The sequence below is a fragment of the Nocardia sp. NPDC057668 genome (assembly GCF_042799795.1).
In the GTDB taxonomy this organism is placed as follows: Bacteria; Actinomycetota; Actinomycetes; order Mycobacteriales; family Mycobacteriaceae; genus Nocardia.
The window spans coordinates 296,855-320,086 of the sequence record NZ_JBHVIC010000001.1 but is presented as its reverse complement, the minus strand read 5'-3'; the positions used below and the strand labels follow the sequence as shown (position 1 = coordinate 320,086).

20 protein-coding genes and 1 tRNA gene are annotated in these 23,232 nt (G+C 70.1%); 14 read left to right on the top strand and 7 right to left on the bottom strand.

Annotated elements, in window-relative coordinates; genetic code table 11:
- Positions 1-547 precede the first annotated feature (547 nt).
- The 5 genes from ACFVBH_RS01555 to ACFVBH_RS01535 all read left to right on the top strand — a co-directional run bounded on the left by ACFVBH_RS01555 (position 548) and on the right by ACFVBH_RS01535 (position 5,434).
- Positions 548-2,209: a bifunctional 3'-5' exonuclease/DNA polymerase gene (locus ACFVBH_RS01555; RefSeq protein WP_378998787.1), complete on the top strand. Its 1,662-nt coding sequence runs from the start codon at positions 548-550 to the stop codon at positions 2,207-2,209.
- A 135-nt stretch (positions 2,210-2,344) separates the two neighbouring features.
- Positions 2,345-3,079: a TVP38/TMEM64 family protein gene (locus ACFVBH_RS01550; protein WP_378998784.1), complete on the top strand. Its 735-nt coding sequence runs from the start codon at positions 2,345-2,347 to the stop codon at positions 3,077-3,079.
- A 283-nt stretch (positions 3,080-3,362) separates the two neighbouring features.
- Complete coding sequence (locus ACFVBH_RS01545; protein WP_378998782.1) at positions 3,363-3,899, top strand: putative immunity protein; 537 nt, start codon at positions 3,363-3,365, stop codon at positions 3,897-3,899.
- Between the two features lie 22 nt (positions 3,900-3,921).
- On the top strand, positions 3,922-4,548 hold the full coding sequence (locus tag ACFVBH_RS01540) for a LysE family translocator (protein ID WP_378998780.1): 627 nt from the start codon (positions 3,922-3,924) through the stop codon (positions 4,546-4,548).
- Positions 4,549-4,663: 115 nt separating this feature from the next.
- Positions 4,664-5,434 carry a hypothetical protein gene (locus tag ACFVBH_RS01535; RefSeq protein WP_378998778.1) on the top strand — a complete coding sequence of 257 codons (771 nt, stop codon included), beginning with the start codon at positions 4,664-4,666 and terminating at the stop codon, positions 5,432-5,434.
- A 225-nt stretch (positions 5,435-5,659) separates the two neighbouring features.
- On the opposite strand, the gene ACFVBH_RS01530 is transcribed toward ACFVBH_RS01535, so the two are convergent.
- Positions 5,660-6,361, bottom strand: coding sequence for a TVP38/TMEM64 family protein (locus tag ACFVBH_RS01530; RefSeq protein WP_378998775.1), 702 nt, complete (start codon positions 6,359-6,361; stop codon positions 5,660-5,662).
- Positions 6,362-6,530: 169 nt separating this feature from the next.
- Between ACFVBH_RS01530 and ACFVBH_RS01525 the strand changes: the two genes are divergently transcribed.
- The 4 genes from ACFVBH_RS01525 (at position 6,531) to ACFVBH_RS01510 (ending at position 12,275) form a co-directional block, all read left to right on the top strand.
- Complete coding sequence (locus ACFVBH_RS01525) at positions 6,531-8,390, top strand: methylmalonyl-CoA mutase family protein (protein ID WP_354985548.1); 1,860 nt, start codon at positions 6,531-6,533, stop codon at positions 8,388-8,390.
- Positions 8,391-8,392: 2 nt separating this feature from the next.
- Entirely contained in the window at positions 8,393-10,651 is a 2,259-nt protein-coding gene (gene scpA / locus ACFVBH_RS01520; RefSeq protein WP_378998771.1) for a methylmalonyl-CoA mutase, read from the top strand.
- 68 nt (positions 10,652-10,719) lie between these two features.
- Positions 10,720-11,748: a methylmalonyl Co-A mutase-associated GTPase MeaB gene (gene meaB, locus ACFVBH_RS01515; RefSeq protein WP_354985662.1), complete on the top strand. Its 1,029-nt coding sequence runs from the start codon at positions 10,720-10,722 to the stop codon at positions 11,746-11,748.
- Between the two features lie 2 nt (positions 11,749-11,750).
- On the top strand, positions 11,751-12,275 hold the full coding sequence (locus ACFVBH_RS01510) for a GNAT family N-acetyltransferase (protein WP_354985550.1): 525 nt from the start codon (positions 11,751-11,753) through the stop codon (positions 12,273-12,275).
- 218 nt (positions 12,276-12,493) lie between these two features.
- On the opposite strand, the gene ACFVBH_RS01505 is transcribed toward ACFVBH_RS01510, so the two are convergent.
- Together ACFVBH_RS01505 and ACFVBH_RS01500 are read right to left on the bottom strand one after the other, a co-directional pair.
- Positions 12,494-12,721, bottom strand: a complete 228-nt coding sequence (locus ACFVBH_RS01505; RefSeq protein ID WP_354985551.1) for a hypothetical protein — start codon at positions 12,719-12,721, stop codon at positions 12,494-12,496.
- A 351-nt stretch (positions 12,722-13,072) separates the two neighbouring features.
- Positions 13,073-13,849 carry a helix-turn-helix domain-containing protein gene (locus tag ACFVBH_RS01500; protein WP_378998767.1) on the bottom strand — a complete coding sequence of 259 codons (777 nt, stop codon included), beginning with the start codon at positions 13,847-13,849 and terminating at the stop codon, positions 13,073-13,075.
- A gap of 47 nt (positions 13,850-13,896) precedes the next feature.
- On the opposite strand from ACFVBH_RS01500, the gene ACFVBH_RS01495 reads away from it, so the two are divergent.
- From ACFVBH_RS01495 to ACFVBH_RS01475, 5 genes are all read left to right on the top strand, one after another.
- Complete coding sequence (locus tag ACFVBH_RS01495; RefSeq protein ID WP_378998765.1) at positions 13,897-14,274, top strand: hypothetical protein; 378 nt, start codon at positions 13,897-13,899, stop codon at positions 14,272-14,274.
- A 56-nt stretch (positions 14,275-14,330) separates the two neighbouring features.
- A tRNA-Gln gene (locus tag ACFVBH_RS01490) sits at positions 14,331-14,403 on the top strand.
- 150 nt (positions 14,404-14,553) lie between these two features.
- On the top strand, positions 14,554-15,567 hold the full coding sequence (locus ACFVBH_RS01485; protein ID WP_354985554.1) for an alpha/beta hydrolase family protein: 1,014 nt from the start codon (positions 14,554-14,556) through the stop codon (positions 15,565-15,567).
- A gap of 217 nt (positions 15,568-15,784) precedes the next feature.
- Positions 15,785-17,290 carry an MFS transporter gene (locus ACFVBH_RS01480; RefSeq protein ID WP_379001554.1) on the top strand — a complete coding sequence of 502 codons (1,506 nt, stop codon included), beginning with the start codon at positions 15,785-15,787 and terminating at the stop codon, positions 17,288-17,290.
- A 129-nt stretch (positions 17,291-17,419) separates the two neighbouring features.
- Positions 17,420-19,132, top strand: coding sequence for a SulP family inorganic anion transporter (locus tag ACFVBH_RS01475; protein WP_378998763.1), 1,713 nt, complete (start codon positions 17,420-17,422; stop codon positions 19,130-19,132).
- Between the two features lie 212 nt (positions 19,133-19,344).
- Here ACFVBH_RS01475 and ACFVBH_RS01470 read toward each other — a convergent pair whose 3' ends face one another.
- From ACFVBH_RS01470 to ACFVBH_RS01455, 4 genes are all read right to left on the bottom strand, one after another.
- Positions 19,345-19,986, bottom strand: coding sequence for a response regulator transcription factor (locus tag ACFVBH_RS01470; RefSeq protein ID WP_354985556.1), 642 nt, complete (start codon positions 19,984-19,986; stop codon positions 19,345-19,347).
- Between the two features lie 74 nt (positions 19,987-20,060).
- A complete protein-coding gene (locus tag ACFVBH_RS01465; RefSeq protein ID WP_354985557.1) occupies positions 20,061-20,939 on the bottom strand; it encodes an amidohydrolase family protein in 879 nt (292 codons plus the stop codon).
- Positions 20,936-21,961: a nucleoside hydrolase gene (locus ACFVBH_RS01460; RefSeq protein ID WP_379001552.1), complete on the bottom strand. Its 1,026-nt coding sequence runs from the start codon at positions 21,959-21,961 to the stop codon at positions 20,936-20,938. The genes ACFVBH_RS01465 and ACFVBH_RS01460 overlap by 4 nt, the downstream gene beginning before the upstream one ends.
- Before the next feature lie 41 nt (positions 21,962-22,002).
- Positions 22,003-23,211 (bottom strand): FAD-dependent monooxygenase, encoded by a 1,209-nt coding sequence (locus ACFVBH_RS01455; RefSeq protein ID WP_378998760.1) that lies wholly within the window; start codon positions 23,209-23,211, stop codon positions 22,003-22,005.
- Positions 23,212-23,232: the final 21 nt, after the last annotated feature.

Below are 23,232 nucleotides of genomic sequence, written 5' to 3'. Positions count from 1 at the left end.
CAGTCGGCGCGGGGGCCGTCTACCTGCGAGTTCGCCCGTGTCCCGGCCGAAACCTGGGGCTGATCGGGTGCGATCACGGTTGCGGTCACCACCCTTCGCCCGAAATGGCTATCGATTCGCAACCTTGTCGCGGGTAACCGTCGAACCGGCCCGGATTGCCGTGCGGGAGTCGCCGTCCACCGCGAGTGGGCGAGTCGAAGGCTGCGATTCGAAGCCTTGCGGGCGAACGGCGCGGCGGCCTGTGCTCGGTGACCGCGGTGGCGGCGCAGGGCGTGCAGGTCGGCAGTGGGTGAACAGGCTCGCGCGGATGCGGCGACCAGAGAAGCCGACCTCGTTCTCCATGTCCTTTCCGGCGTCGCGTATTCGGCAGGGTTCGGCCGACACCGGCTGGGCTGTACGGCCCTCGACCCGGTGGCCTGGTCAGCGCCCACACCTTCGCTCGCGGACGGCCTCGCCCCGACGCCCCGCACGTGCGCAAACCCGGCGTATCGAGACACGACGCGTGGGCTCGGCGGTGATGTCGGTGGCCGCTGAAAGACTCCTGATCATGAGGTGGGCCGTGGCGCGTACGAGTGAGGGTGGTGCGCGGCTGTGCCCACTCGGCCCGGACGGTCGTCCGGCCGGGCCCGTTCTGGAGGAGGCGTCACTGGCGGACGCGGTGTCCTCGCGCCCGGAGGTGGTGCGGTGGGTGTGGCGTTCGACCGCCGATATCTATCGGCAGCTGTTGGCGGCAGGTGTGCGGGTCGCGCGCTGCTACGACGTGGAGGCCGCGGAGTCGCTGCTGATCGGGCACGAGCAGGGGCAGTCGGGGCAGGCCCGCTCCCTGGCCGCGGCGTGGGCTCGCCTGCACAACCTGCCCGTCCCCGCTGACGCACCGGTGCGCGCCGCCGACACACAGCCCTCGCTGTTCGAATCCGGCCCCACCCCGCTGCCTTCGGGAACGGACGAGTTCAGCGCCCTGCTGGAGGTCTACGCCGGGCAGGTCGCGCGCACCGCCCGCGCCGAATTCCCGGATCGCATGCGGCTGCTGCTGGCCGCGGAATCGGCGGGCATGCTGGTCGCGGCCGAGATGTCGCGCGCGGGTATTCCGTGGCGGGCCGACGTGCATCGCGAACTGCTGGAAGACATGCTGGGGGAACGGCTCTCGGGGAACTCGGAGCCGCGGCGCATGGCGGAGCTGGCCGAGGAGGTCTCGCACGCGTTCGGCGCCGGTGTGCGGGTGCGGCCCGATCTGCCCGCCGACATCATCAAAGCCTTCAACCGTGCCGGAATCCTGTTGTCCTCCACCAGGAAATGGGAGCTACAGGAGATCGATCACCCGGCCGTCGCGCCGCTGCTGGCCTACAAATCGCTGTACCGGCTGTACACCGCGCACGGGTGGTCCTGGCTCGAGCAGTGGGTGCGCGACGGGCGGTTCCGCCCGGAATACCTTCCCGGCGGCACGGTGACCGGGCGGTGGACCACCAACGGCGGTGGCGCACTGCAGATTCCGAAGGTCGTCCGGCGGGCCATCCGCGCGGATCCGGGGTGGACCCTCGTCGTGGCGGACGCCGATCAGATGGAACCGCGCGTGCTGGCGGCGATCTCACGTGACGCCGGGCTCATGGAGGTGGCCGGACGCGGGGAGGATCTGTACGCGGACCTGGCCGCGCGCGCCTTCGGCGGCGATCGCGCCCAGGCCAAGATCGCCATGCTGGGCGCGATCTACGGGCAGACCTCGGGTGACGCGCTCACCCACATGGCCGAGTTGCGCAGGCGCTATCCGGCCGCGGTGGCCTACGTGGACGACGCGGCCGCCGCCGGTGAACAGGGCCGTCTGGTGCGAACCTGGTTCGGGCGCACCAGCACTCCGACCGCGACGGCCGGGGACGACGCGGAACCGGCCGGTGACGGCGGCCGGTACGGCAGCCAGGTCCGCGCCCGCGGCCGCTTCACCCGCAATTTCGTGGTGCAGGGCAGCGCCGCGGACTGGATGCTGCTCGTGCTCGCCGGCGTACGGCACGCCATGAACGCGGCAGGGCTGCGCGCCGAGCTGGTGTTCTTCCAGCACGACGAAGTGATCGTGCACTGCCCGGTCGAGGAAGCGGACGCGGTGGCGGAGATGATCGCCACCGCGGCCGCCGAGGCCGGGCGGATAGCCTTCGGGCCGACCCCGGTGCGGTTCCCGTTCACCACCGCGATCGTGGAGTGCTACGGCGACGCCAAATGAGGTGACGGGCGGGTGCGGTTCGCCCTCGGATCCGCGGGGCGGCGTGCGGTCCGGCCGCACCCGTCGCCGGGCCCGATGGTTCGGGCGGGGCTCGATTCGCACGCGCCATCGGCATGCGGCAGGGTGGCACCCATCATGACCGACATCGACGATCCCGTTTCGGCCCGCCGCTGGCGGCCCGCCCTGCGCCTCGGGCTGTGCGTGGCGTTTCTGCTCGGCATGTTCTATCTGGTCGCCATCGCGCGGGTCATCGACGTCGGGTCCATCCGCGAGGCGGTGGACGCGACCGGCCCGGCGGCGCCATTCGTCTACGCCGTGGTGGCCGCGCTGCTCGGGGCGCTGCTGGTGCCCGGTCCGATCCTGGCCGGCGGCAGCGGAATCCTGTTCGGGCCCTTGGTCGGAACCTTCGTCACGCTGAGCGCGACCGTGGGCACCGCGGTCGTGTCGGCGTTCCTGGGCCGGCGCGCGGGCCGCTCGAGCGCCCGCGAACTGCTCGGGGCCGAACGCGCCGATCGCCTGGACGGGCATATCGAACGCCGGGGCCTGTGGGCGGTGGTCGGCCAGCGCTTCATCCCCGGGGCCCCGGACGCCCTGTCCTCCTACGCCTTCGGTGCGCTCGGAATCCCGCTCTGGCAGATGGCCGCCGGGGCGTTCATCGGGTCCGCACCCCGCGCGTTCGTCTACACCGCGCTGGGCGCGTCCATCGGCGACCTCTCCGCGCCCCTGGCCTACACCGCGATCACGGTCTGGTGCGTGGTCGCGATCGTCGGCGCGTTCGCCGCCCACCGCGGCTATCGCGGCTGGCGGGGCGCTCGTGCCGACTCCGCGGCGAAGACGCCTGACGACGCGTCGGACGTGCCTGAGTCCTGAGAAACCGCTGCTCCGATTGGACCGATCCGGCCGGACGACAGGTCGATCGGTTCGCGCCGGATCCGCGGCGAAGACCCCTGCTGACGCGCCGGACGCGCGCGAACCCTGAAAACCGCTGGTCCGGACAGGCGGGTCCGGCCGGACGATCGTCCGCTCGGCGCGCGCCGGATCGCGAATGCCGTCGGTGCTGCCCGCGCCGGTGACAGGGATCTCCGCCCCCCGGCCGAATGACACTCACCCGCAATACTTCTGGACGGTAGAAACCGTGTAGGAGGATGTGCGCATGGCGGATTCCACGACGTTCGAACTAACCCTGCCCGAGCTCCGCGAAGTCACCGCGTTCGCGGCCGCGTGCGCGAGCCCGGCGCTGCCGCTGTTCGAGCAGTTCTTCCCCGACGACGACCGCCCGCGCGCCGCCCTGGCCGCCGCCGCCGAATTCGCCGACGGCGGCAAACGCGGCAGAGCGCTGCGCGACACCTCCTGGGCCGCACACAAAGCCGCGCAGGAGGCGCGCGACGCGGGCCACCAGTCCGCCGGCGACGCCGCCCGCGCGGCCGCCCACGCCGCGGGTTCCGCCTACCTGCACCCCCTCCCGAATCCCACCCAGGTCAAACACATCCTGGGCGCCGCCGCCCACACCGCCAGGGCACTCGAACTCGCGGCCGGCCCCGCCGATTCGCCCGCCCTGGACTACCTCGACAGCGCCGCCCGGCTCGCAAGCCCGACCGTCATCTCCGTGCTGCGCCGCTACCCGCCGTCCCCGCCGAGCGGCGGCCGCATCGGCGAGCTCCTGCGCCACCTGGACACCGCACTGCGCTGACCGAAACGCCTAGGCTCCAAGCATGTTCGAGGCCGTGCTGTCCTTCGCCCTCGTCGCCGGGTTGCTGACCATCGTCCCCGGCCTCGACACCGCGCTCGTCCTGCGCGCGGCGGTGAGCCGCGGCCGTCGCCACGCTTTCGCCACCGCGCTCGGCATCGGATCCGGCACGCTCGTCTGGGGCGCGGCCGCCGCGGCCGGCGTCTCGGTGCTGCTGACCGCCTCCGAAGTGGCGTACACGGCGCTGCGGGTCGCGGGCGCGCTGTACCTGATGTGGATGGGCGTCACCATGATTCGCGCGGGTCTGCGCCGCTCGCCCGCGCTCACGAACGACATCGGTGACACCCCGCACGGCCTGCTCGCCGCGTGGGCGCGCGGCGTGGGCACCAACCTGCTCAACCCGAAGGTCGGCGTCTTCTATGTGGCGATGCTGCCCCAGTTCCTGCCCGAAGGCGTACCCCCGCTCCTGATGGGCTGCCTGCTCGCCCTGATCCACAACGTCGAGGGCATGCTCTGGTTCACCGCCGTCATCACCGCCGCGACCGTCGCCCGAACCTGGCTCACCCGAGACACGGTGCGCCGCACCCTCGATACCCTCACCGGCACCGTCGTGATCGGCTTCGGGGTGCGACTGGCCGCGACCGACCGGTGAGACGGCCGGATCCGCGACGGTCCCTCGAGGGGCCACCGGTCCGGTGATTCGCGGGCTCCGGCCGGGAGCCGGCTCCACCGTGAGCGTGTCGGACCGCGACGGCAGAATGCGCGCCATGCGGATGACCACCTACGACACCCTCGACCCCGTGACCCGTGCACGGTGGGACACCAACACGGTGGCCCGGTTCGACGAGGTCGATTCGCTCACGGACCTGGTGGCCGCGGTGGACGCGCTGCGTGCGGCACACGCCCCGGCGCGGCTGCTGTGCACCCTCGATGACGTGAATCAGTGCATGTACACGAGCATGCACGCCGGTCTGGACGAGCGGCTGACGGTCGACGCCGGTGAGGTCGACGAAAACGATGTCGCCGCAGCGCATCACGCGGACAACCGGCGCGCCGCCCGGATCGCGGAAGTCCTGGACGACGTGCGATCGCGCGTGGAATGGGATGCGCTCACGGCCGCACCGCACGGCGCCGAACTCGACGTCGAGGCCCTGGTGGAGGTCAACACCAGGCCCGACGACATGATCGATGACGTCGTGCTCGTCCAGCGCGTCCCGGTCGGCCGCGACGATCTGGCGCTCGCCGGAATCCCGAACGGCTACTTCCAGGGCGACCGCGACACGTTCGAGAACCACGCCGTCGTGCGCCGCCTGGCCCGGCACGGCTACCGCCACTTCGGCACGGGCGCAGCCCTTCTGGGCTTCGACCGCCCGGTTCCGCCCACGCCGGCCGAGATCCCCCCGTTGATCACCGACCTCATCCACCTGTTCGGCGCCCCGGACTCGCCCCACTGGCAGGTCCTCGCCGAGCTGCTGTCGAACCGCCGCACGCTCCTGATCGGCTACACCGAGGATTTCTCGGAGCTGCTCGACGGTTGAGGCCCCGTCGTTCGGCAGTCACGGGCAGGCGGCGCGGCGTTCCTGTCGCAGCGGAGTGGCTCGCCGGGTCTCGGTGACCCGGCCGGGCCTCACTCGACGATCGCACAACGCGTGTGTGCGAGTGAGCCGGTCTCGTCACCGCAACCGGTACCGCTGCCGACCGTCGGGTGACACCCGGCAGCGCGCCGATCTCGGCGAGGGCGACTATCGCCGCCCGGGCAGAGGTCAGACCACCGGCGCGGGTTCGGTTGCGGGGGTGGCGGGTTCGGGGGCGCCCAGGCGCGCGTCGACGACCAGGCCGACCAGGCCCAGGGCGAGGCAGGCGGCGGTCAGGATCAGCTGCCCGGGGGAGGTCTCGGAAGTGAGGGCGTCGCCGAGCAGGACCGTGCCGATGGTGCCGGGCAGGATGCCGACGAAGGTGGCGACGAGGTAAGGGGTCATGCGGATAGAGGACAGGGCCGCGCAGTAGTTGACCACCGAGAACGGGGCCATCGCGATCAGGCGCAGCGAGCCGATGGCGAGCCAGCCGCGATGGGCGAGACGGGTGTCCACCGACCGGACCATCGGATGGGTCAGGCGCGCTCGCACCCGATCCCGGTCGAGGGCGCGCACCAGCAGCAGCGCCAGCACCGCGCTCACCGTGGTCGCGGTGACGGCCAAGGTGAGACCCAACGCGGGGCCGAACAGCATGCCCGCGCTGAGGGTGAAGATGGTGCGCGGGATGGGAGCCACGCACACCAGCGCGTGGACGGCGAAGAACACCAGCGGTAGCAGCGGACCGACCGAATCGGCCCAGGTCCGGATCTGTTGCGGCGCGGGGTGCGGCATCATGGCCGCGGCGGCGAACAGCACGGCGAGACCGGCGAGCAAGGCCAGGGTCTTGGGTTCGCGGAGGCGTCCGAGCAGGGTCCGCGGAGTTGTTGGCACCGCGCCAGGTTACCGGCTGGTAGCGAGACTCTGTGGGCGGTATCGGCCGGGCTGCCGCTAGCATCAGGGTAAAGACGAGGAATGCTCGTTAACCGAAACAACCTCTGAGCTGTACGAACGCGGCCCAAATCGGTCATTCGGTCAGTGAGTGGGAGAAGGAACAGCAGCTATGCCGATTGCTTCAGACCCGGACACCGATCCGGTGCCCGGGTACGCCGCCTGGCGCAAAGGCGTCGCCGGAGTGCTCGCCAAGGCCCGCCGGGTGGAGGCCTCTGAGCTTCCGGACGAGCCGGAGACGCTGCTCGCGGTCAAGACCTACGACGGCCTCACCGTCAACCCCCTCTACACCCGTCGTGACGAGCTGCCCGAGCAGCCGCTGCCGGGTGCCTTCCCGTACGTGCGCGGCGGCGACGCCACCCGCGACGTGCATCGCGGCTGGTTCGTCAGCCAGCGCTTCGAAGGCTCCGACGCCGCCATTGTGAACCAGCAGATCCTGCACGCGCTGGAAAACGGCGTAAGTGCGATCTGGCTGGGTGTGGCCGAGCGCGGCGTCCCGGTCGCCGACCTGCCGACGGCGTTGTCCGGCTTGCTGTTCGAGCTCGCCCCGCTGAGCATCGACGCCGGTCCGGCCGCGCTCGAAGCCGCCGCGCAGGTCTTCTCGGTCCTGGACGGCTATAACGTCCAGGACCGCAAGGGAATTCAGGTCGCTCTCGGCGCCACCCCGCTCACCAGCCTGTTCGCGGGCACCTCGGCCATCGACCTGGACGGCGCGATCGCGCTGGCCCAGCAGGCCGTCGCCCGCCCCGAGACCGTGCGCGCGATCACCGTCTCCGGCGAGGCCTTCCACAACGCGGGCGCCTCGGACGCGCAGGAACTCGGCGCGGCCGTGGCCGCCGGTCTGGAGTACCTGCGCTCGCTCACCGAGGCCGGCGCCGACATCGCCGATGCGCTGGGCCAGTTGGAGTTCCGCTTCGCGGCCACCGACGACCAGTTCGAGGCGATTGCCAAGTTCCGGGCCGGTCGGCGGGTGTGGGCCCGCGTGGCCCAGGTCTGCGGCGCACCGGAATTCGGCAACGCCCCGCAGCACGCGGTCACCTCCGACGCCATGATGACCCAGCGGGACCCCTGGGTGAACATGCTGCGCACCACCCTGGCCGCCTTCGGCGCGGGCGTCGGCGGGGCGGACATCGTCACCGTCCGCCCGTTCGACTCCGCCCTGCCCGCGGGCGAACTCGGCGTCTCCCCGGCGTTCTCCGAGCGCATGGCCCGCAACACCCAGCTGCTGCTGCTCGAGGAGTCGCACCTGGGCCACGTGCAGGACCCGGGCGCCGGTTCCTGGTTCGTGGAGTCGCTCACCGCCGAACTCGCCGCCAAGGCGTGGGAGTTCATGCAGGAGCTCGAGGCGGCGGGCGGCTACCTGGCCGCGCTGCAGTCCGGCCTGCTCGCCGAGCGCATCGAGGCCACCCGCGCGAAGCGCGATTCCGATGTGGCACACCGCAAGACCGCCGTCACCGGCGTGAACGAGTTCCCGAACCTGGGGGAGGAGCCGCTCTCGGAGGCGGCCCGCATCCAGAGCCCGATCGCCCGCTACGGTGCGGCCTTCGAAGCCCTGCGCAACCGTTCGGACGCGTACCTGCTCGCCAACGGCGCCCGGCCCAAGGCCCTGCTGGTGCCGCTGGGCCCGGTGGCCGAGCACAATGTGCGTGTCACCTTCTCCGCCAACGTGCTGGCCTCCGGCGGCATCGAGCCGATCAACGTCGGCGCGCTGGCGCAGGACGGAATCGGCGCGGCGGCAACCGAATCCGGAGCCACCGTCGCGGTGCTGTGTGGTTCGGACACCCGCTACGGGACCGATGCGGGCGCGGCCGCCGAGGCGCTGCGCGCGGCGGGCATCACCACGGTGCTGCTGGCCGGCCCGGAGAAGGCGGTCGCCGACTTGACCGGCCCGCAACGGCCGGACGGATTCCTGACGGCGCGGATGGACGCGGTGAGCACCCTGTCCGGCCTGCTGGAAAAGCTGGGAGCGTAATCATGAGCGATATCAAGCACCTCATCGGCAATTTCGCCGAGGTCCCGCTCGCGGACGCCGCGGCCGAGACCACCCCCGTGGCCGCGGAGCAGGTCGAGGCGTTCGTCGCCGAGGCCGCCGCCGCGAATCACTATGCGCCCGAACAGCTCACCTGGGCCACGCCCGAGGGCATCGACGTCCCGCCGGTCTTCACCAAGGCCGACCGCGACGCGATCGTCGCCGAGGGCTACCCCCTGGACAGCGTTCCGGGTCTGGACCCGTTCCTGCGCGGTCCGTACCCGACCATGTACGTGAACCAGCCGTGGACGATTCGCCAGTACGCGGGCTTCTCCACCGCCGCGGACTCGAACGCCTTCTACCGCCGCAACCTGCAGTCCGGTCAGAAGGGCCTCTCGGTCGCCTTCGACCTGGCCACGCACCGCGGCTACGACTCCGATCACCCGCGCGTCACCGGTGACGTCGGCATGGCCGGTGTCGCCATCGACTCGATCCTGGACATGCGCGAGCTGTTCGATCAGATTCCGCTGGACCAGGTCTCGGTGTCGATGACCATGAACGGCGCGGTGCTGCCGATCCTGGCGCTCTACGTCGTGGCCGCCGAGGAACAGGGCGTCAAGCCCGAACAGCTGGCCGGAACCATTCAGAACGACATTCTGAAAGAGTTCATGGTCCGCAACACCTACATCTACCCGCCCAAGCCCTCGATGCGGATCATCTCCGACATCTTCGCCTTCACCTCCGCGAAGATGCCGAAGTTCAACTCGATCTCCATCTCCGGCTACCACATTCAGGAAGCGGGAGCCACCGCCGACCTGGAACTGGCGTACACCCTCGCCGACGGCGTGGAGTACATCCGCGCCGGTGTGGCCGCGGGCATGGAGGTCGACAAGTTCGCCCCGCGCCTGTCGTTCTTCTGGGCCATCGGCATGAACTTCTTCATGGAGGTCGCCAAACTCCGTGCGGGCCGCCTGCTCTGGAGCGAGCTGGTCGCCAAGTTCGAGCCCAAGAGCGCGAAATCGCTGTCCCTGCGCACGCATTCGCAGACCTCGGGCTGGTCCCTGACCGCGCAGGACGTGTTCAACAACGTCCCGCGCACCTGCGTGGAGGCCATGGCCGCCACCCAGGGCCACACCCAGTCGCTGCACACCAACGCCCTGGACGAGGCGCTCGCGCTGCCGACCGACTTCTCCGCGCGCATCGCCCGCAACACCCAGCTGCTCATCCAGCAGGAGTCCAACACCACGCGCCCGATCGACCCGTGGGCGGGCTCCTACTACGTGGAATGGCTGACCCACCAGCTCGCCGAGCGGGCCCGCGCCCACATCGCCGAGGTCGAGGCGCACGGCGGTATGGCGCAGGCGATTTCGGAGGGCATCCCGAAGCTGCGCATCGAAGAGGCCGCCGCCCGCACCCAGGCGCGCATCGACACCGGCCAGCAGGCCGTCATCGGCGTCAACAAGTACCAGGCCGAGGAAGACCAGGCCATCGAGGTGCTCAAGGTCGAGAACTCGCGCGTGCGCGTGGAGCAGAACGAGAAGCTGGTGCGCCTGCGCGCCGAGCGCGATTCCGCCGAATGCGAACGGGCGCTGGCCGAATTGACCCGTGCGGCAGCCTCGTCCGAGGGTGGCATGGAGAACAACCTGATGGCCCTGGCCATCAACGCCGCGCGCGCCAAGGCCACCGTCGGCGAGATCTCCGACGCCCTCGAGAAGGTGTACGGTCGCCATCAGGCCGAAATCCGTACGCTCTCCGGCGTTTACCGTGAGGAAGCGGGCAAGGTGACCAACATCAGCAACGCGATCTCCCTGGTCGAGGAATTCGCCGAGGCCGAAGGCCGCCGTCCCCGCATCCTGGTCTGCAAGATGGGCCAGGACGGGCACGATCGCGGCCAGAAGGTCATCGCGACCGCCTTCGCCGACCTCGGCATGGACGTCGACGTGGGCCCGCTGTTCCAGACCCCCGAAGAGGTGGCCCAGCAGGCGGCGGACAACGACGTGCACATCGTCGGCGTCTCCTCGCTCGCGGCCGGTCACCTCACCCTGGTGCCCGCCCTCAAGCAGGCACTGGCCGATGTCGGGCGTCCCGACATCATGGTCGTGGTCGGCGGCGTCATCCCGCCCGGCGACTTCGACGAGCTGTACCGGGCGGGCGCGGCCTCGATCTTCGCGCCGGGCACCGTCATCGCCGACGCGGCCATCGATCTGATCAAGAAGCTGGCCGATTCCCTGGGCCACGAGATCGGCAGCGGCGCGGCCGAATGAGTGACGCCGCACGCGGAACCGAGGGTGGCGCGCTGCCCCCTCGGCTCGGCACCACCGCGGGTGTGGGTATGACCGGCAACGGTCCCGCACCCGCGGCCCGGGGGTCCAAACGGGTCATCGACGTCGATCAACTGGCCGCCTCGGTGCGGGCGGGGGAGCGCGCCGGGCTCGCCCGCGCCATCACGCTGGTCGAATCCAGCCGCGGCGACCATCGGGAATTGGCCCAGCAGCTGCTGCTGCGGGTCACCCCCGACTCCGACGCGGCCATCTCCAACCGGGTCGGCATCACCGGCGTTCCGGGCGTCGGAAAGTCGACGTTCATCGACGCGCTGGGCATGAAACTGCTCGGCCAGGGGCACAAGGTCGCGGTGCTGGCGGTGGATCCGTCCTCCACCCGCACCGGCGGTTCCATCCTCGGCGACAAGACCCGCATGGCGCGGCTGTCCCTGGAGCGGGACGCGTTCATTCGCCCGTCCCCGACCGCGGGCACGCTCGGCGGCGTGGCCAAGGCGACGCGCGAGACGATCGTGTTGCTCGAGGCGGCGGGCTACGACGTGATCCTGGTGGAGACCGTCGGCGTCGGGCAATCCGAGGTCACGGTCGCCAACATGGTCGACGTGTTCTGCTTCCTGACCCTCGCGCGCACCGGCGATCAGCTCCAGGGCATCAAGAAGGGCGTGCTGGAGCTGGCCGATCTGGTCGCGGTCAACAAGGCCGACGGCAAGCACGAGCTCGAAGCCAAGGCCGCGGCCCGTGAACTGGCCGGCGCGATGCGCCTGATCCACCCGCGCCAATCCCTGTGGCACCCACCGGTTATCACCATGAGCGGGCTCGAGGGCGTGGGCCTGGAGAAGTTCTGGGACACCGTCCTGGAGCACCGCCGGGTGCTCACCGACGCCGGCGAGTTCGACGAGAAGCGCCGCCGCCAGCAGATCGACTGGACCTGGAACATGGTTCACGACAGCCTGTTGCGCCGCCTGTCCGACAACCCGGCGGTCAAATCCATTCGCGGACAGATCGAATCCCAGGTCCGCGACGGTTCGCTCACCCCGGCCCTGGCTGCCGAGGAACTGTTGCGCACCTTCGACGGGGGCTGACGATGATCCGCCCCGGCGTTCTCGACGACGCGGAAGCGGTCGCCACGCTGCACACCCGCAGCTGGCGCACCGCCTACGCGGGTATGCTGCCCGCCGACTATCTCGACGGGGCGCTGTACGAGGAGCGCCTGGGTATCTGGCGGTCGCGCTTGAGCGCTCCCGCACCAGGCGCGGCGCTGTTCCTGATCGAGGACGAGTCCGGGCTGGAGGGCTTCGTCTACCTGACCCCCGAGCCCGCGGACCGCGTCCTGCTCGACAACCTGCACGTCCGGGCCACCGGCAAACGCCGGGGTACCGGCACCCGCCTGCTGCACCACGCGATGAGCTGGACCGCCGAGAACTATCCCGGCCGCGCGATGTACCTCGAGGTGCTGGAGGCGAATACGCCCGCCATCGCCTTCTACGAACGCCACGGCGGCGTCCGCACCGCCCACCGCGTCACCGACTGGCCCCAGGGCTTCTCGACCCCGGAGTACGAATACACCTGGCCCGCAACCGCCCTGGTGCCGAACGGCTCCGCCCGGTAGGGCGGGAACTGCGGTCCGGCAGCTGACTCGCAACCGCTCTCCGGCTGGACAACCCGCCGCCGTAGGACGGGATCTGCCGTCCGTCGGTCCCTGCCCACGACCCGGCAGCGGCTCGCGCCTACTGACGGAGTGGGCTCGGGTGAGTGCGAAGTGGATGTGCTCATCGAGCGGGGCACACGTGCGCGAAGGGAATCGACCGCGAACGCTCGCCGCGCCGTTCAGCGGTGGCTGCGCAGTCCGCGCAGGATGCCGAGCAGGCGCGGCGCGACTACGGCGGCGGCCAGCACGGCGGCCGGGGCGAGCAGCTGATCCCAGGTCCGAATCGGGAGATAGCGGGCCCGGCCGTCACGAATCTCGATGTAGCCCAACGGCTTCACCTGGACTCCGCCGCCCACGCTGCCTGCCACGCCGCCGAGGCCGATGTTGACGTGGGCCACGGGAACCACGGTCACACCTTCGGCTGTGACGGCCTCCCCGAAAACCGCTGTCGCGCGAGCTCGTTCGCTCAGTAGATCCAGGAGTGGATCCACCTCGGATGGCGGTGCTGCCCGCTCGGGGTCCGCGATCGCGGACGGCTCCGTGGCGACCGAGTGCGGGACTGCCGGACCGGCGGTCGCCGCGACAGAGCTCAAGGCGTCGGTGGGCTCGATCACCCGATCCGGTGCGGAGTCGAGTGTCGCCGTTGGGTCCGCCGGGTGTAGCGGTGGTACGTGCGGTCGGTCCATGTCGATCGTCCTTCCGGTCGGGAATCGCTCCTGCGCAGGCTATCCGGCGGCATCGCGGGAGATCGCCCCGAGTCACGAGTCCAGAATGACCAACCGCGTGCCGCTGGCGAACAACGCGCTCGGGGTCAGACCGCACATCGTGTGGAAGGCGTCGCTGAAATGCGACGGGCTCGCGAACCCGGCATCCATTGCCGCTGTGGTGAAGTCGCTGGCCTTGGACACCGCCCGGCCCACGTGCAGCATCCGCGCCCACAGGCGGTAGCGGCGGAAGCTCGTGCCCGCCTGGGCCGAGAACAGGTGCAGGAAGCGGGAAGTCGACAGGTGCGCGTTCGCGGCGAGTTCGGCGGCGGTGATCTCGGCGGCCGGATTCGCGTGCAGGGCGGCGATGGCGTCGGCGATCCGGTCGTCGATCGGCCGGTTCGAGGTACCGCCGGCGGCGTCCAGGACCCGCAGGGGATCCACTTCGCCGGCACCGCTCACCAGTGCGATCATCGCGGCCTCGGCCTCGTGGTCCAGCCCGATTTCCGTGTCCTGCGCGGTCATTCGAGCGGCGCAGCCCTTCGCGCGCGGTGAGCCGGGATCGAAGTAGCAGAACAGCATTCGCTCACCCCGTGCGACGACCTGGTGTGTTCGCCGCGGCGGGATCAGGGCGCTGCGCACGGTCCGCTCGCCGAACTCGGGCACCCGCAGGGTGAACGGCGCGTCGACCCCGATCGCCAGGCACTGCACCGACCCGAAGTGCGCGTCCAGCCGCAGCGACGCCCCCAGATACGCGGCATACCCGGTGCCGAGCCACAGCGTCGATCCCGCCGCGGGACAGCAGGAATCTGGAAGCACGTCGATGTCCATCCCCGCCATGCTTACACGACTACTCGAACTGCGGAAAGGCAAGTCCCATGCTGCTGGAATCGATCGCCGCGGTGCTCCTGATCCTGGTCGGCCTCCTGCACCTGCTCCCCGGCACGGTGGCCCTGTCGGCGAACCGGGCCCGCGCCGCCTACGGCGTCACCGTCGACGGCCCCGATCTCGAGGTCCTGCTCCGCCACCGCGCGATCCTGCTGGCCCTGGTCGGCGCGGGCCTGATCGTCGCCGCGTTCGCCGAGTCGGTCCGCGCCCCCGCCCTGACCGCCGCGGTGATCAGCCTGGTGAGCTTCATCCTGATAGCCACCACGACGGGCCCCCTGAACCCCAAAACCCGCCGGGTCCTGAACCTCGACCTCGCCGCCCTGGCGGCCCTGGCGATCGCGATAGTGCTCTACGTGATCGAACGCTGACCGGGAAATTCGGTGGCCGATCCCGCCCGCGGTACGCGAGACTGATCCGGCCCCGATGCCGGATCGTCTAATTGGCAGGACTTCTGATTTTGGATCAGGAAGGTGCAGGTTCGAGTCCTGCTCCGGCAGCTTCGGGGGCTAGAACTTGTTCCGTTGGGTAACGAATGCGTGTCGGAAACAGACGTAAGAGGGCGTTGGGGGCGGCGAAGATCGCGGTCCGTCGGGGACACCACTTGCGACGACGAGCCGACCAGGCCCGTGGACGGGACGAACTGTTCGATGAAACTGACCGCGCTAGGCACCATCGCTCGGCGAAGCACCGTGGCCGCACTCAGCGTCGCGCTGTCCGGGGCGTTGCTCAGCGGCACCGGATCGGCCGCGCCGGAGAAAGCCCCGGAGATCACCTCGCTGGTCAAGGACGGGCGCACCTGGCATCTGAAGGTCTACTCGGCGGCGATGGACAAGGACATCACCGTCGACGTGCAGCGACCCGCCGACGAATCCGTGCCCGCGCCGAACCTGTACATGCTCAACGGCCTCGACGGCGGTGAGGGCACCGCGAACTGGAAGGCCCAGACCGACGCCATCGACTGGCTGGCCGACAAACCGGTCAACGTCATTCAGCCCATCGGCGGCTTCGCCAGCTACTACACCGACTGGCAGCAGCCCGATCCCCGGCTCGGCACCAACAAATGGAAGACCTTCTTCACCGAGGAACTGCCCCCGCTGCTGGACAAGGCGCTCGGCTCGACCGGACTCAACGCGCTCACCGGCCTCTCGACCTCGGGCACCTCGGTCCTGCAACTCGCCGAGGCCAAGCCCGGCCTGTGGAAGTCGGTCGCGGCGTACAGCGGCTGCGCCCAGATCGCGGACCCGGTCGGTCAGCAGTACGTGAAGCTCTCGGTCGGTCGCGGCGGCGGCGACACGGTCAACATGTACGGGCCGGACAACGACCCGCGCTGGGCCGAGAACGATCCCGTCATCCACGCCGAGAAGCTGCGCGGCACCCTGCTGTACGTGTCCTCCGGCAGCGGCATCCCGCTCATCGAGGACGTGCAGTGGTACCTCAACAGCGCGGAGGGTTCGGACGGCGCGGGCAGTCTCGCCCTCGGGGTGATCATCGAGGCCGCGGTCAACAACTGCACGGTCAACCTGAAGAACAAGCTCGACTCGCTCGGCATCCCGGCGACCTACCAGTTCAATCCGGTCGGCACGCACTACTGGCCGTACTGGGAACAGGCACTGCACGAGTCGTGGCCGCTGCTGGCCCAGGGCATGGGCCTGCAGGGCTGACGCATCGCGGAACCGCCCGGCGCCGATCGAGTCCCCGGTGTCGCCGGGCCGGGGCACCGCAAGGCTGACGCCTACCGCGTCGCGGTACCGGCCGGCACCGATCGAGTCGCGGCCGCCGGGCCGGGGCAGCTCAAGCAAGGGTGACGCGTACTGCGTTCGCAGTACTACCCGGGACCGATGTCCGCGCCCGGTGCACCCGTTAGGGTCGGCGACTGTGATCGTTTCCGAAGGCAAGGCCCCGTCGGACGCCGCGGCGCTATCGTCCGGCACCGGGCACGAACGGGTGTGGGGCCCGCCCATTTTCGTGCTGGGTGGGCTGCAACTGCTCGTGGTCCTGGACGGCACGGTGGTCGCGCTGGCCCTGCCGCAGGTGCGGTCGGCGCTGAAACTGTCCGAGGCGGACGGGAATTGGATCATCACCGCCTACGTCCTGGCCTTCGGTGGCCTGATGCTGCTGGGCGGCCGGCTCGGTGACACCTTCGGTCGCAAACGGGTCTTCACCGCGGGCGTGGCCTTCTTCACTTTGGCCTCGCTGCTGTGCGGAATCGCCTGGGACCCCGCGGTGCTCATCGCCGGGCGGGCTTTGCAGGGCGTGGCGGCGGCCATCGCCGCGCCGACCGCCATGGCCCTGGTCGCCACCACGTACGCACCGGGCAGGGCGCGCAGTCAGGCCTTCGCCTTCTACGCCGCGGTGACCGGCATCGGCTCGGTCATCGGGCTCGTCGCCGGCGGCGTGCTCACCGAGCTGTCCTGGCGGCTGATCTTCCTGATCAACGTGCCGGTCGGCGTGCTGGTGACCCTGGGCGCTATCCGCTGGCTGCGCGAATCCCGCGGCGCGCGAACGGCTCTCGACGTGAGCGGAGCGGTGCTGGGCACGGTCGGGGTGACCCTGGCCGTGTACGCCGTCAACGCCGGACCCGGCGGCTGGACCCGCCCGGCCGTGCTGGCGCCGGCCGCGGTGGCGGTGCTGGCCCTGATCGCGTTCGTCGTCGTGGAACGCCGGGCAGCCAACCCGCTGCTGCCCTTCGCCCTGTTCCGCAATTCCAGTCGCGTCGCGGCGCTGACCGCCATGGCCTTCGCGGGCGCGATCATGATGTGCCTGGCGGTGTTCATCTCCCTGTATCTGCAGGGCGTGCTGAGGTATTCGCCCTTGCAGGCCGGAATGGCGGTGATTCCCTTCGCTTTCGGCCTCGCCATCGCCGCGACGGTCTCCGCGCGACTGGCGCTGCGGGTGCAGCCGCGCTGGCTGGTCGTGGGCGGCGGCGTGATCATTCTGGCGGGCTGCCTCTATGCCGCCCGGATAGTCGGGCAGCAGCCCGCCTATTTCCCGGCCATCGCGATTCCGGTGCTCGTCATCGGTTTCGGGTTCGGCTTCGCCACCATTCCGCTGACCCTGTCGATCATCGCGGGCGTCGGCGAATCGGAGATCGGCCCGCTCACCGCGCTGGCACAGGTGGTGCCGAACCTCGGCGGAGCGCTCGGACTCGTCGCGGTCGGCGCGCTGGTCACCTCTCGAATCCAGGCGGAGGGCGGCGTCACCGACCCCGCCGCCCCGCTGACCGCACTGCAATCCGCGGCGCTCGCGAGCGGGTACGGCGTCGCGTTCGTGAGCTGCGCCGTCATCGCCCTGCTGGCGGGCATCGCGGTGCTGTTCATGCGCTTCACACCGGCCGACGTGGCCGAGGGGCAGGCCGCCCAGGAAGCCGCGCACGCCGGAATCTGAGCGCGGCAGACCAAGTCTCGACCAGCGTCAACTCGTCACGGTCGCCGCGATCACCCACCGTCGCGGCCGGTGCCGCGCACGTCCGTCCACGAGGCGAGTGTGCCGCGGCGGCGGTAATGTCGATTTCCCATGAGCGATGGTCTGGTCCGCCTGCTACCCGGGCTCGCGCAGTTCCGCGGCTACCGGCCGGTTTGGCTGCGCTCGGACATCCTTGCCGGTGTCACCGTCGCGGCCTATCTGGTGCCGCAGGTCATGGCCTACGCGACCCTCGCCGGGCTGCCCGCGGTCGCCGGGCTCTGGGCCGTTCTCGGCCCGCTCACCGTCTACGTGCTGCTGGGCACGTCCCGCCGCCTGTCCGTGGGACCCGAATCCACCACCGCCCTGATGACCGCTGTGGCCCTGGCCCCGCTGGCCGCCGGGGATCCCGGCCGCTACGCGGCGCTGGCCGCCGTGCTGGCTCTGCTGGTCGGCGTCATCTGCGTGCTCGGGGCGTTCGCCCGCCTCGGCGTGCTGGCCGAACTGCTGTCCAAGCCGGTGCTGGTGGGCTATCTCGCGGGCACCGCCGGAATCATGATCGCGGGTCAGCTCGGCCGGGTCACCGAAGTGCCGGTCGATGGGGAAACCATTCCCGCCCAAGTGGTCTCGTTCGTGTCCAATCTCGGCGACCTGCACTGGCCCACCGCGATTTTCGCGGCCTGCGTGCTCGCGGCGCTGCTGGCGCTGTCGCACTGGCTGCCGAAAGTGCCGGGGCCGCTGCTGGTCGTGCTGCTCGCGACCGCGGTGGTGGCCGTGTTCTCGTTACGCGACAACGGGATCGACGTCATCGGGTCGGTTCCGGCGGGGCTGCCCATCCCGGGTATTCCATCGGTGCCGCTCGCCGATGTGGCGGTATTGCTGCTGCCCGCGCTCGGTATCGCACTGGTCGGCTTCTCCGACAACGCGCTCACCGCACGCGCTTTCGCGGCCCGGCACGGCGAACGAATCGACGCCAACCGCGAACTCGGTGCGCTCGGCGCGACCAATCTGGCGGCCGGTCTGTCGCAGGGCTTTCCGGTCAGCTGCAGCGGCAGCCGCACCACGATCGCCGACGCCGCCGGCGCGCGCACCCAGCTCTACTCGCTGGTCACCCTGCTCGCCGTGGTGGTCGTGCTGTTCGGCGCGCGCGACATCCTGGCGGCCTTCCCGACCGCGGCCCTGGGCGCGCTGGTCGTCTACGCCGCGCTGCGCCTGATAGATGTCCCCGAATTCCGGCGTATCGCCCGATTCCGGCGCAGCGAACTGTTGCTCGCGGTGAGCACCACCGCCGCGGTGCTGGTGCTGGGCGTGCTCAACGGCGTGCTGATCGCGATCGCCCTGTCGATCCTGGATCTGCTGCGCCGCGTCGCGCGCGGCCACGACGCGATCCTCGGCTTCGTACCGGGCCTGGCGGGCATGCACGACATCGACGACTACGACGACGCCGAACCCGTTCCGGGCCTTGTCGTCTACCGCTACGACGCGCCGCTGTGCTTCGCCAACGCCGAGGACTTCCGCCGGCGCGCCCTGGCGGCGGTCGAGCATTCGGCGACGCCGTCCGCTCCGGTCCGCTGGTTCGTGCTCAACGCCGAGGCCAATGTGGAGGTCGACCTGACCGCCCTGGACGCGGTCGATCAGCTGCGCGCCGAATTGGCGGACCGCGGCGTGGTTTTCGCCATGGCACGGGTGAAGCGCGACCTGCGGGAAGCCCTGGACGCCTCGGGTCTGACCGACCGCATCGGACCCGAGCGGCTGTACCCGACCCTGCCCACCGCGCTTGCGGCCTTCCGTGCCGAAAGTGCTTCCGGCGGAGGACTTCCGGAGTAGACCGGTCAGTTGTTCAGATTCATTGTGCCGGACGCCGCCGGGCATGCGATGATGTCGCTCCGGGCGCGAAAGGCGCTGCGGGTGAGTGATATTCAAGGGGGTGGGCAGCTGTGCCAGGGTGTGACATGACCCGAGTGATGAACATTATGTTCATGTACATGAGTAGGTGGGGCATACTGCCGCCGATGTCGCTGCGCAAGTAGGCGCGAGACTCACTCGGTCCGCGCGGTGCGCAGCTTCGAGGCGAGCACGGCGGCCTGGGTGCGGCGTTCCATGCCGAGCTTGGCCAGCAGTCGCGAGACGTAGTTCTTGACGGTCTTCTCGGCCAGAAACATCCGCTCAGCGATCTGCCGATTGGTCAGCCCGTCGCCGAGCAGATCCAGCAGACGGCGTTCCTGGTCGGTCAATCCGGCCAGGGGCCCGTCCGGCTCGGTGCTGCGGCGCAGCCGTTCCATCAGCGCCGCGGCCGCGCGATTGTCCAGCAGCGATCGCCCGGCCCCGACCTCCTTGATCGCCCGGGCCAACTCCATCCCCTTGATGTCCTTGACCACGTATCCGCTGGCCCCGGCCAGAATCGCGTCCATCATGGCCTGCTCGTCGGTGAACGAGGTCAGGATCAGACAGCGCAGATCGTCGAGCTTGTCGAGCAGTTCGCGGCACAGCTCGATGCCGTTGCCGTCGGGCAGGCGCACGTCGAGCACCGCCACATCCGGGCGCAGCGCCGGAATCCGAGCCAGGGCCTGCGCCACGTCGCCGGCTTCGCCGACCACCTTCAGCTCGGGATCACCCTCGAGGAGATCGATCAGCCCGCGACGCACGATCTCGTGGTCGTCGACGAGGAAGACATTGATCATGGCCGTCCCATCACTAGGAGGTGCTCTGCTCAACCTAGCGCGCGCGAGCGTCGCTGGGGATGGCCCAAAGTCCTTTATTCGATACCGAATACCCGCGCGGCGTTGTCGTGACAGACCTGGCGCAGCCAGTCCGCGCCCAGATCGAGGCGTTCCAGAGCGTACAGCGCGTGCCCGTACGAGTACGGAATGTTGGGAAAGTCGCTGCCGAACAGGATGCGGTCGCCGAAGAACCGCAGCCTGCCGCGCTCGGCGACCGGGAACGGATCCTGCGACTCGAAGAAATCGGTGAAATTCATGGTGGTGTCCAGCAGGACCCCGTCGTGCGCCTTGGCGATGTCGAGGAACTCCGTGTACTCGGGCGCGCCCATGTGCGCGATGATCAGCCGCAGGCGCGGAAAGCGCGCCAGCAGCTCGGCGATCGGCTCCGGGCCGGTGAATCGCCCCGCGGCGGGCCCGGATCCGCAGTGGATCAGCACCGGTACGCCGGCCTCCTGGATCAACCCCCAGACCTCGGTGAGCAGCGGATCGCCGGGATGGAAGTGCCCGACCTGGATGTGCACCTTGAAGATTCGCGCCCCGGCGGCCAGGGCCTCGGCCACGTACCCGGCCGCCCCGGGCTCGGGATAGAAGGTCGCGGTGTGCAGGCAGTCCGGCGTGCGCGCCGCGAAATCGGCCGCCCACGCGTTGAGCCAGGCCGCCATCTCGGGCTTGTGCGGATACACCAGTGAGGTGAAGGCCCGAACCCCGAACCCGCGCAGCGTGCGCAGTCGCTCCTGCTCATCGGTGCGATAGGTGATCGGCCACTGCCGCCCAACCAGCGGTCCGGCCGAATCGAAGTAGCCCCACACCTTGTCCAGCACCCGCTCGGGCATGAAGTGGGTGTGGATGTCGATCAGCGCGTCCAGGCCGAGCCCCGTGCGGAAGCCGGTGACGTAGTCGAGATCGCCGCTCATGCCGCGCCTTCCGGGTACACCGTGCGCGCGAAATCGCCCACCCGGCCGATGAGCCGTTCGAAGAATTCCTTCGGATCCGTGCCGATCACGATGTCCGCGTTGGGTTCTCGACCCCACATGCCCGCCCAGTCCGCGACGGTGGTCGCCCGGGTGATGGTCCCGGTGAGTTCGACGTCCACCGTGGCCGGCCGGGTGCGGGCCAGGCTCGGGTCCAGTGCGACCGCGGCGGCGAAGGGATCGTGCATGTGCGCGAGATACCCCTGGTCGTACAGCCGGTGGAAGTCGAAGTAGAACCGCACCGCGTCGACGCAGTACCGCACGATGGGATTGCTCGCCGCCGAACGCACCCCCGGCCCGTCCGCCTCGGACACCAGCTCCACCGGCACGCTGTGCGCCCGTTCGGCAAGCAGCGCAAGATGTTCGGGCTTCATCTCGATCGTCTCGGTGATGTCCAGCGCGCAGACCAGGGGCCGCCGATCCGCGGGCGCGGCGGAGAAGGCGTCGAAGACCTCCTTGGCCGCCTCCGGATCCACGTGCACGTTCCACTCGTTGGTCGGGGTGGTGTTGCCCGGGTGGTTGAACGCCCCGCCCATGATCACCAGCCGGTGCAGCAGCCGCGGCAGTTCGGGTTCGATCCGCAGGGCCAGTGCGAGATTGGTGAGCGGGCCGGTGCAGAGTCCCACGATCTCGCCCGGATGGGCCCGGACCAGATCGACCCAGAGTCGCGCGGCGTCGCGCTCGGACACCGACCGGGTCGACGCGGGGAGCTCGGCGTACCCGATGCCCTGCGGCCCGTGCGTGTCCTCGGTGGTGCGCAACGGGATCGCCAGCGGTTCGGCCGCCCCGAGCGCGACCTCGATCTCCGGGGCGCGGCACACCTCGAGCCACGCCAGGTTGTTGGCCGCCACCTGTTTCGCCGGCACGTTGCCCGCGGTGGCGGCGATGCCGATGATCTCGGCCTCGGGGGAGGCCAGCAGGTAGAGCAGGGCCAGTGAGTCGTCGATGCCGGTGTCGACGTCCATGATGATCTTCTGCCGCACCAGGCGAGCCTAGCCGTCGCCGGTCAGTAGCTCGGCAGGGTGTAGTCGTCGGTGGTCTCGAGCATCTTCATCATGACCGGCTTCATGACCTTGGTGGTGAGCAGTTTGCCGACCTGCTGCGCGGCGGCCAGTCCCAGCTTGGTCTTGGGCACCATCATCTGGATGCCGCCGCCCGGAATCTCCTTGGCCTTGTCCAGGAACGGCGTGATCGCGGCCTCGTAGCGGGCGAGCGCGCCGGCGACATCACCCGGGGTGGCGGCGAGTTCGCCGGCCAGGATGTATGCGCCCACCACGGCCATGGCCGTGCCCATGCCGGTCATGGGCGAGCCGCAGAAGCCCGAATCGCCCAGCAGCGTCACCCGTCCCGCCGACAGGGTGGGCATATCCACGCGCACCAGCTCGTCGAAGTAGAAGTCGGTCGCGGTGGACAGCTGCGCCAGGATCTCCGGTGCGAGCCAGCCCGCCTCGGCGAGCATCTCCCGCACCAGTCGCTGCTGGGCCGGAATGTCGCGCCGCAGGGCCGGATCGGCGTCGGTGCGCAGGGTGATGATGGCCTTGGACGTGGCCGGGTCGGAGTCCGGGCGCACTCCGATCGAGGCGCGCGGCACCACACGGGTGGTCATCCAATCCGGTTCGGCCTGCGGGGGAGTGGCGATGGTGTAGAAGGACATGTAGCCACCGAGGTAGGTGGTGAACTGCTCCTCCGGGCCGAAGGCCAGCGCACGTGTCTTCGAGTGCACGCCGTCCGCTCCGATGACCAGCTCGTAGCGTTCGACAGCTCCGGAGGCGAAGGTGACATCCACCCCGTCGGCGTCCTGGTCCAGCGCCTCGATCCAGTCGCCGTAGCGGTAGTCGAGTTCACCTGCGACCCCGGCCAGTTCGGTGAGCAGCACCCCGTTCAGATCGCCGCGGCTGATCTCGATGTCGGCGACCGGGCCCTTGCCGTCGAACATGTCCATCGGCATGCGGTACTTCTGGTTGCCGTCGCGGTCGACCACGACCATGCCCTTCTCGTGCAGCAGATGCTTGCGAATCCCCTCGGTCAGCCCCATGCGCTCGGCCACCTCCCGGCTGGGCCCGCGCAGGTCGACGGCCTGGCCGCCGGGCCGGGGAGCGGTGGCGCGTTCCACGACGGTGACCGCGATTCCGGCGCGAAGCAGTTGCAGCGCAACGGCATTGCCGGCGATGCCGCCGCCGGCGACGAGGATGCGGGGGGTGGTGCTGGCGGTCATGGTAACTCCCTGTGTGCTGTG

Bases quoted from the DNA above. Each gene is read 5' to 3' on its own strand.
- ACFVBH_RS01555 (WP_378998787.1), top strand. From the start codon at position 548: ATGAGGTGGGCCGTGGCGCGTACGAGTGAGGGTGGTGCGCGGCTGTGC.
- ACFVBH_RS01550 (WP_378998784.1), top strand. From the start codon at position 2,345: ATGACCGACATCGACGATCCCGTTTCGGCCCGCCGCTGGCGGCCCGCC.
- ACFVBH_RS01545 (WP_378998782.1), top strand. From the start codon at position 3,363: ATGGCGGATTCCACGACGTTCGAACTAACCCTGCCCGAGCTCCGCGAA.
- ACFVBH_RS01540 (WP_378998780.1), top strand. From the start codon at position 3,922: ATGTTCGAGGCCGTGCTGTCCTTCGCCCTCGTCGCCGGGTTGCTGACC.
- ACFVBH_RS01535 (WP_378998778.1), top strand. From the start codon at position 4,664: ATGCGGATGACCACCTACGACACCCTCGACCCCGTGACCCGTGCACGG.
- ACFVBH_RS01525 (WP_354985548.1), top strand. From the start codon at position 6,531: ATGCCGATTGCTTCAGACCCGGACACCGATCCGGTGCCCGGGTACGCC.
- scpA (WP_378998771.1), top strand. From the start codon at position 8,393: ATGAGCGATATCAAGCACCTCATCGGCAATTTCGCCGAGGTCCCGCTC.
- meaB (WP_354985662.1), top strand. From the start codon at position 10,720: ATGACCGGCAACGGTCCCGCACCCGCGGCCCGGGGGTCCAAACGGGTC.
- ACFVBH_RS01510 (WP_354985550.1), top strand. From the start codon at position 11,751: ATGATCCGCCCCGGCGTTCTCGACGACGCGGAAGCGGTCGCCACGCTG.
- ACFVBH_RS01500 (WP_378998767.1), bottom strand. From the start codon at position 13,849: ATGGACATCGACGTGCTTCCAGATTCCTGCTGTCCCGCGGCGGGATCG.
- ACFVBH_RS01495 (WP_378998765.1), top strand. From the start codon at position 13,897: ATGCTGCTGGAATCGATCGCCGCGGTGCTCCTGATCCTGGTCGGCCTC.
- ACFVBH_RS01485 (WP_354985554.1), top strand. From the start codon at position 14,554: ATGAAACTGACCGCGCTAGGCACCATCGCTCGGCGAAGCACCGTGGCC.
- ACFVBH_RS01475 (WP_378998763.1), top strand. From the start codon at position 17,420: ATGAGCGATGGTCTGGTCCGCCTGCTACCCGGGCTCGCGCAGTTCCGC.
- ACFVBH_RS01470 (WP_354985556.1), bottom strand. From the start codon at position 19,986: ATGATCAATGTCTTCCTCGTCGACGACCACGAGATCGTGCGTCGCGGG.
- ACFVBH_RS01465 (WP_354985557.1), bottom strand. From the start codon at position 20,939: ATGAGCGGCGATCTCGACTACGTCACCGGCTTCCGCACGGGGCTCGGC.
- ACFVBH_RS01460 (WP_379001552.1), bottom strand. From the start codon at position 21,961: ATGGACGTCGACACCGGCATCGACGACTCACTGGCCCTGCTCTACCTG.
- ACFVBH_RS01455 (WP_378998760.1), bottom strand. From the start codon at position 23,211: ATGACCGCCAGCACCACCCCCCGCATCCTCGTCGCCGGCGGCGGCATC.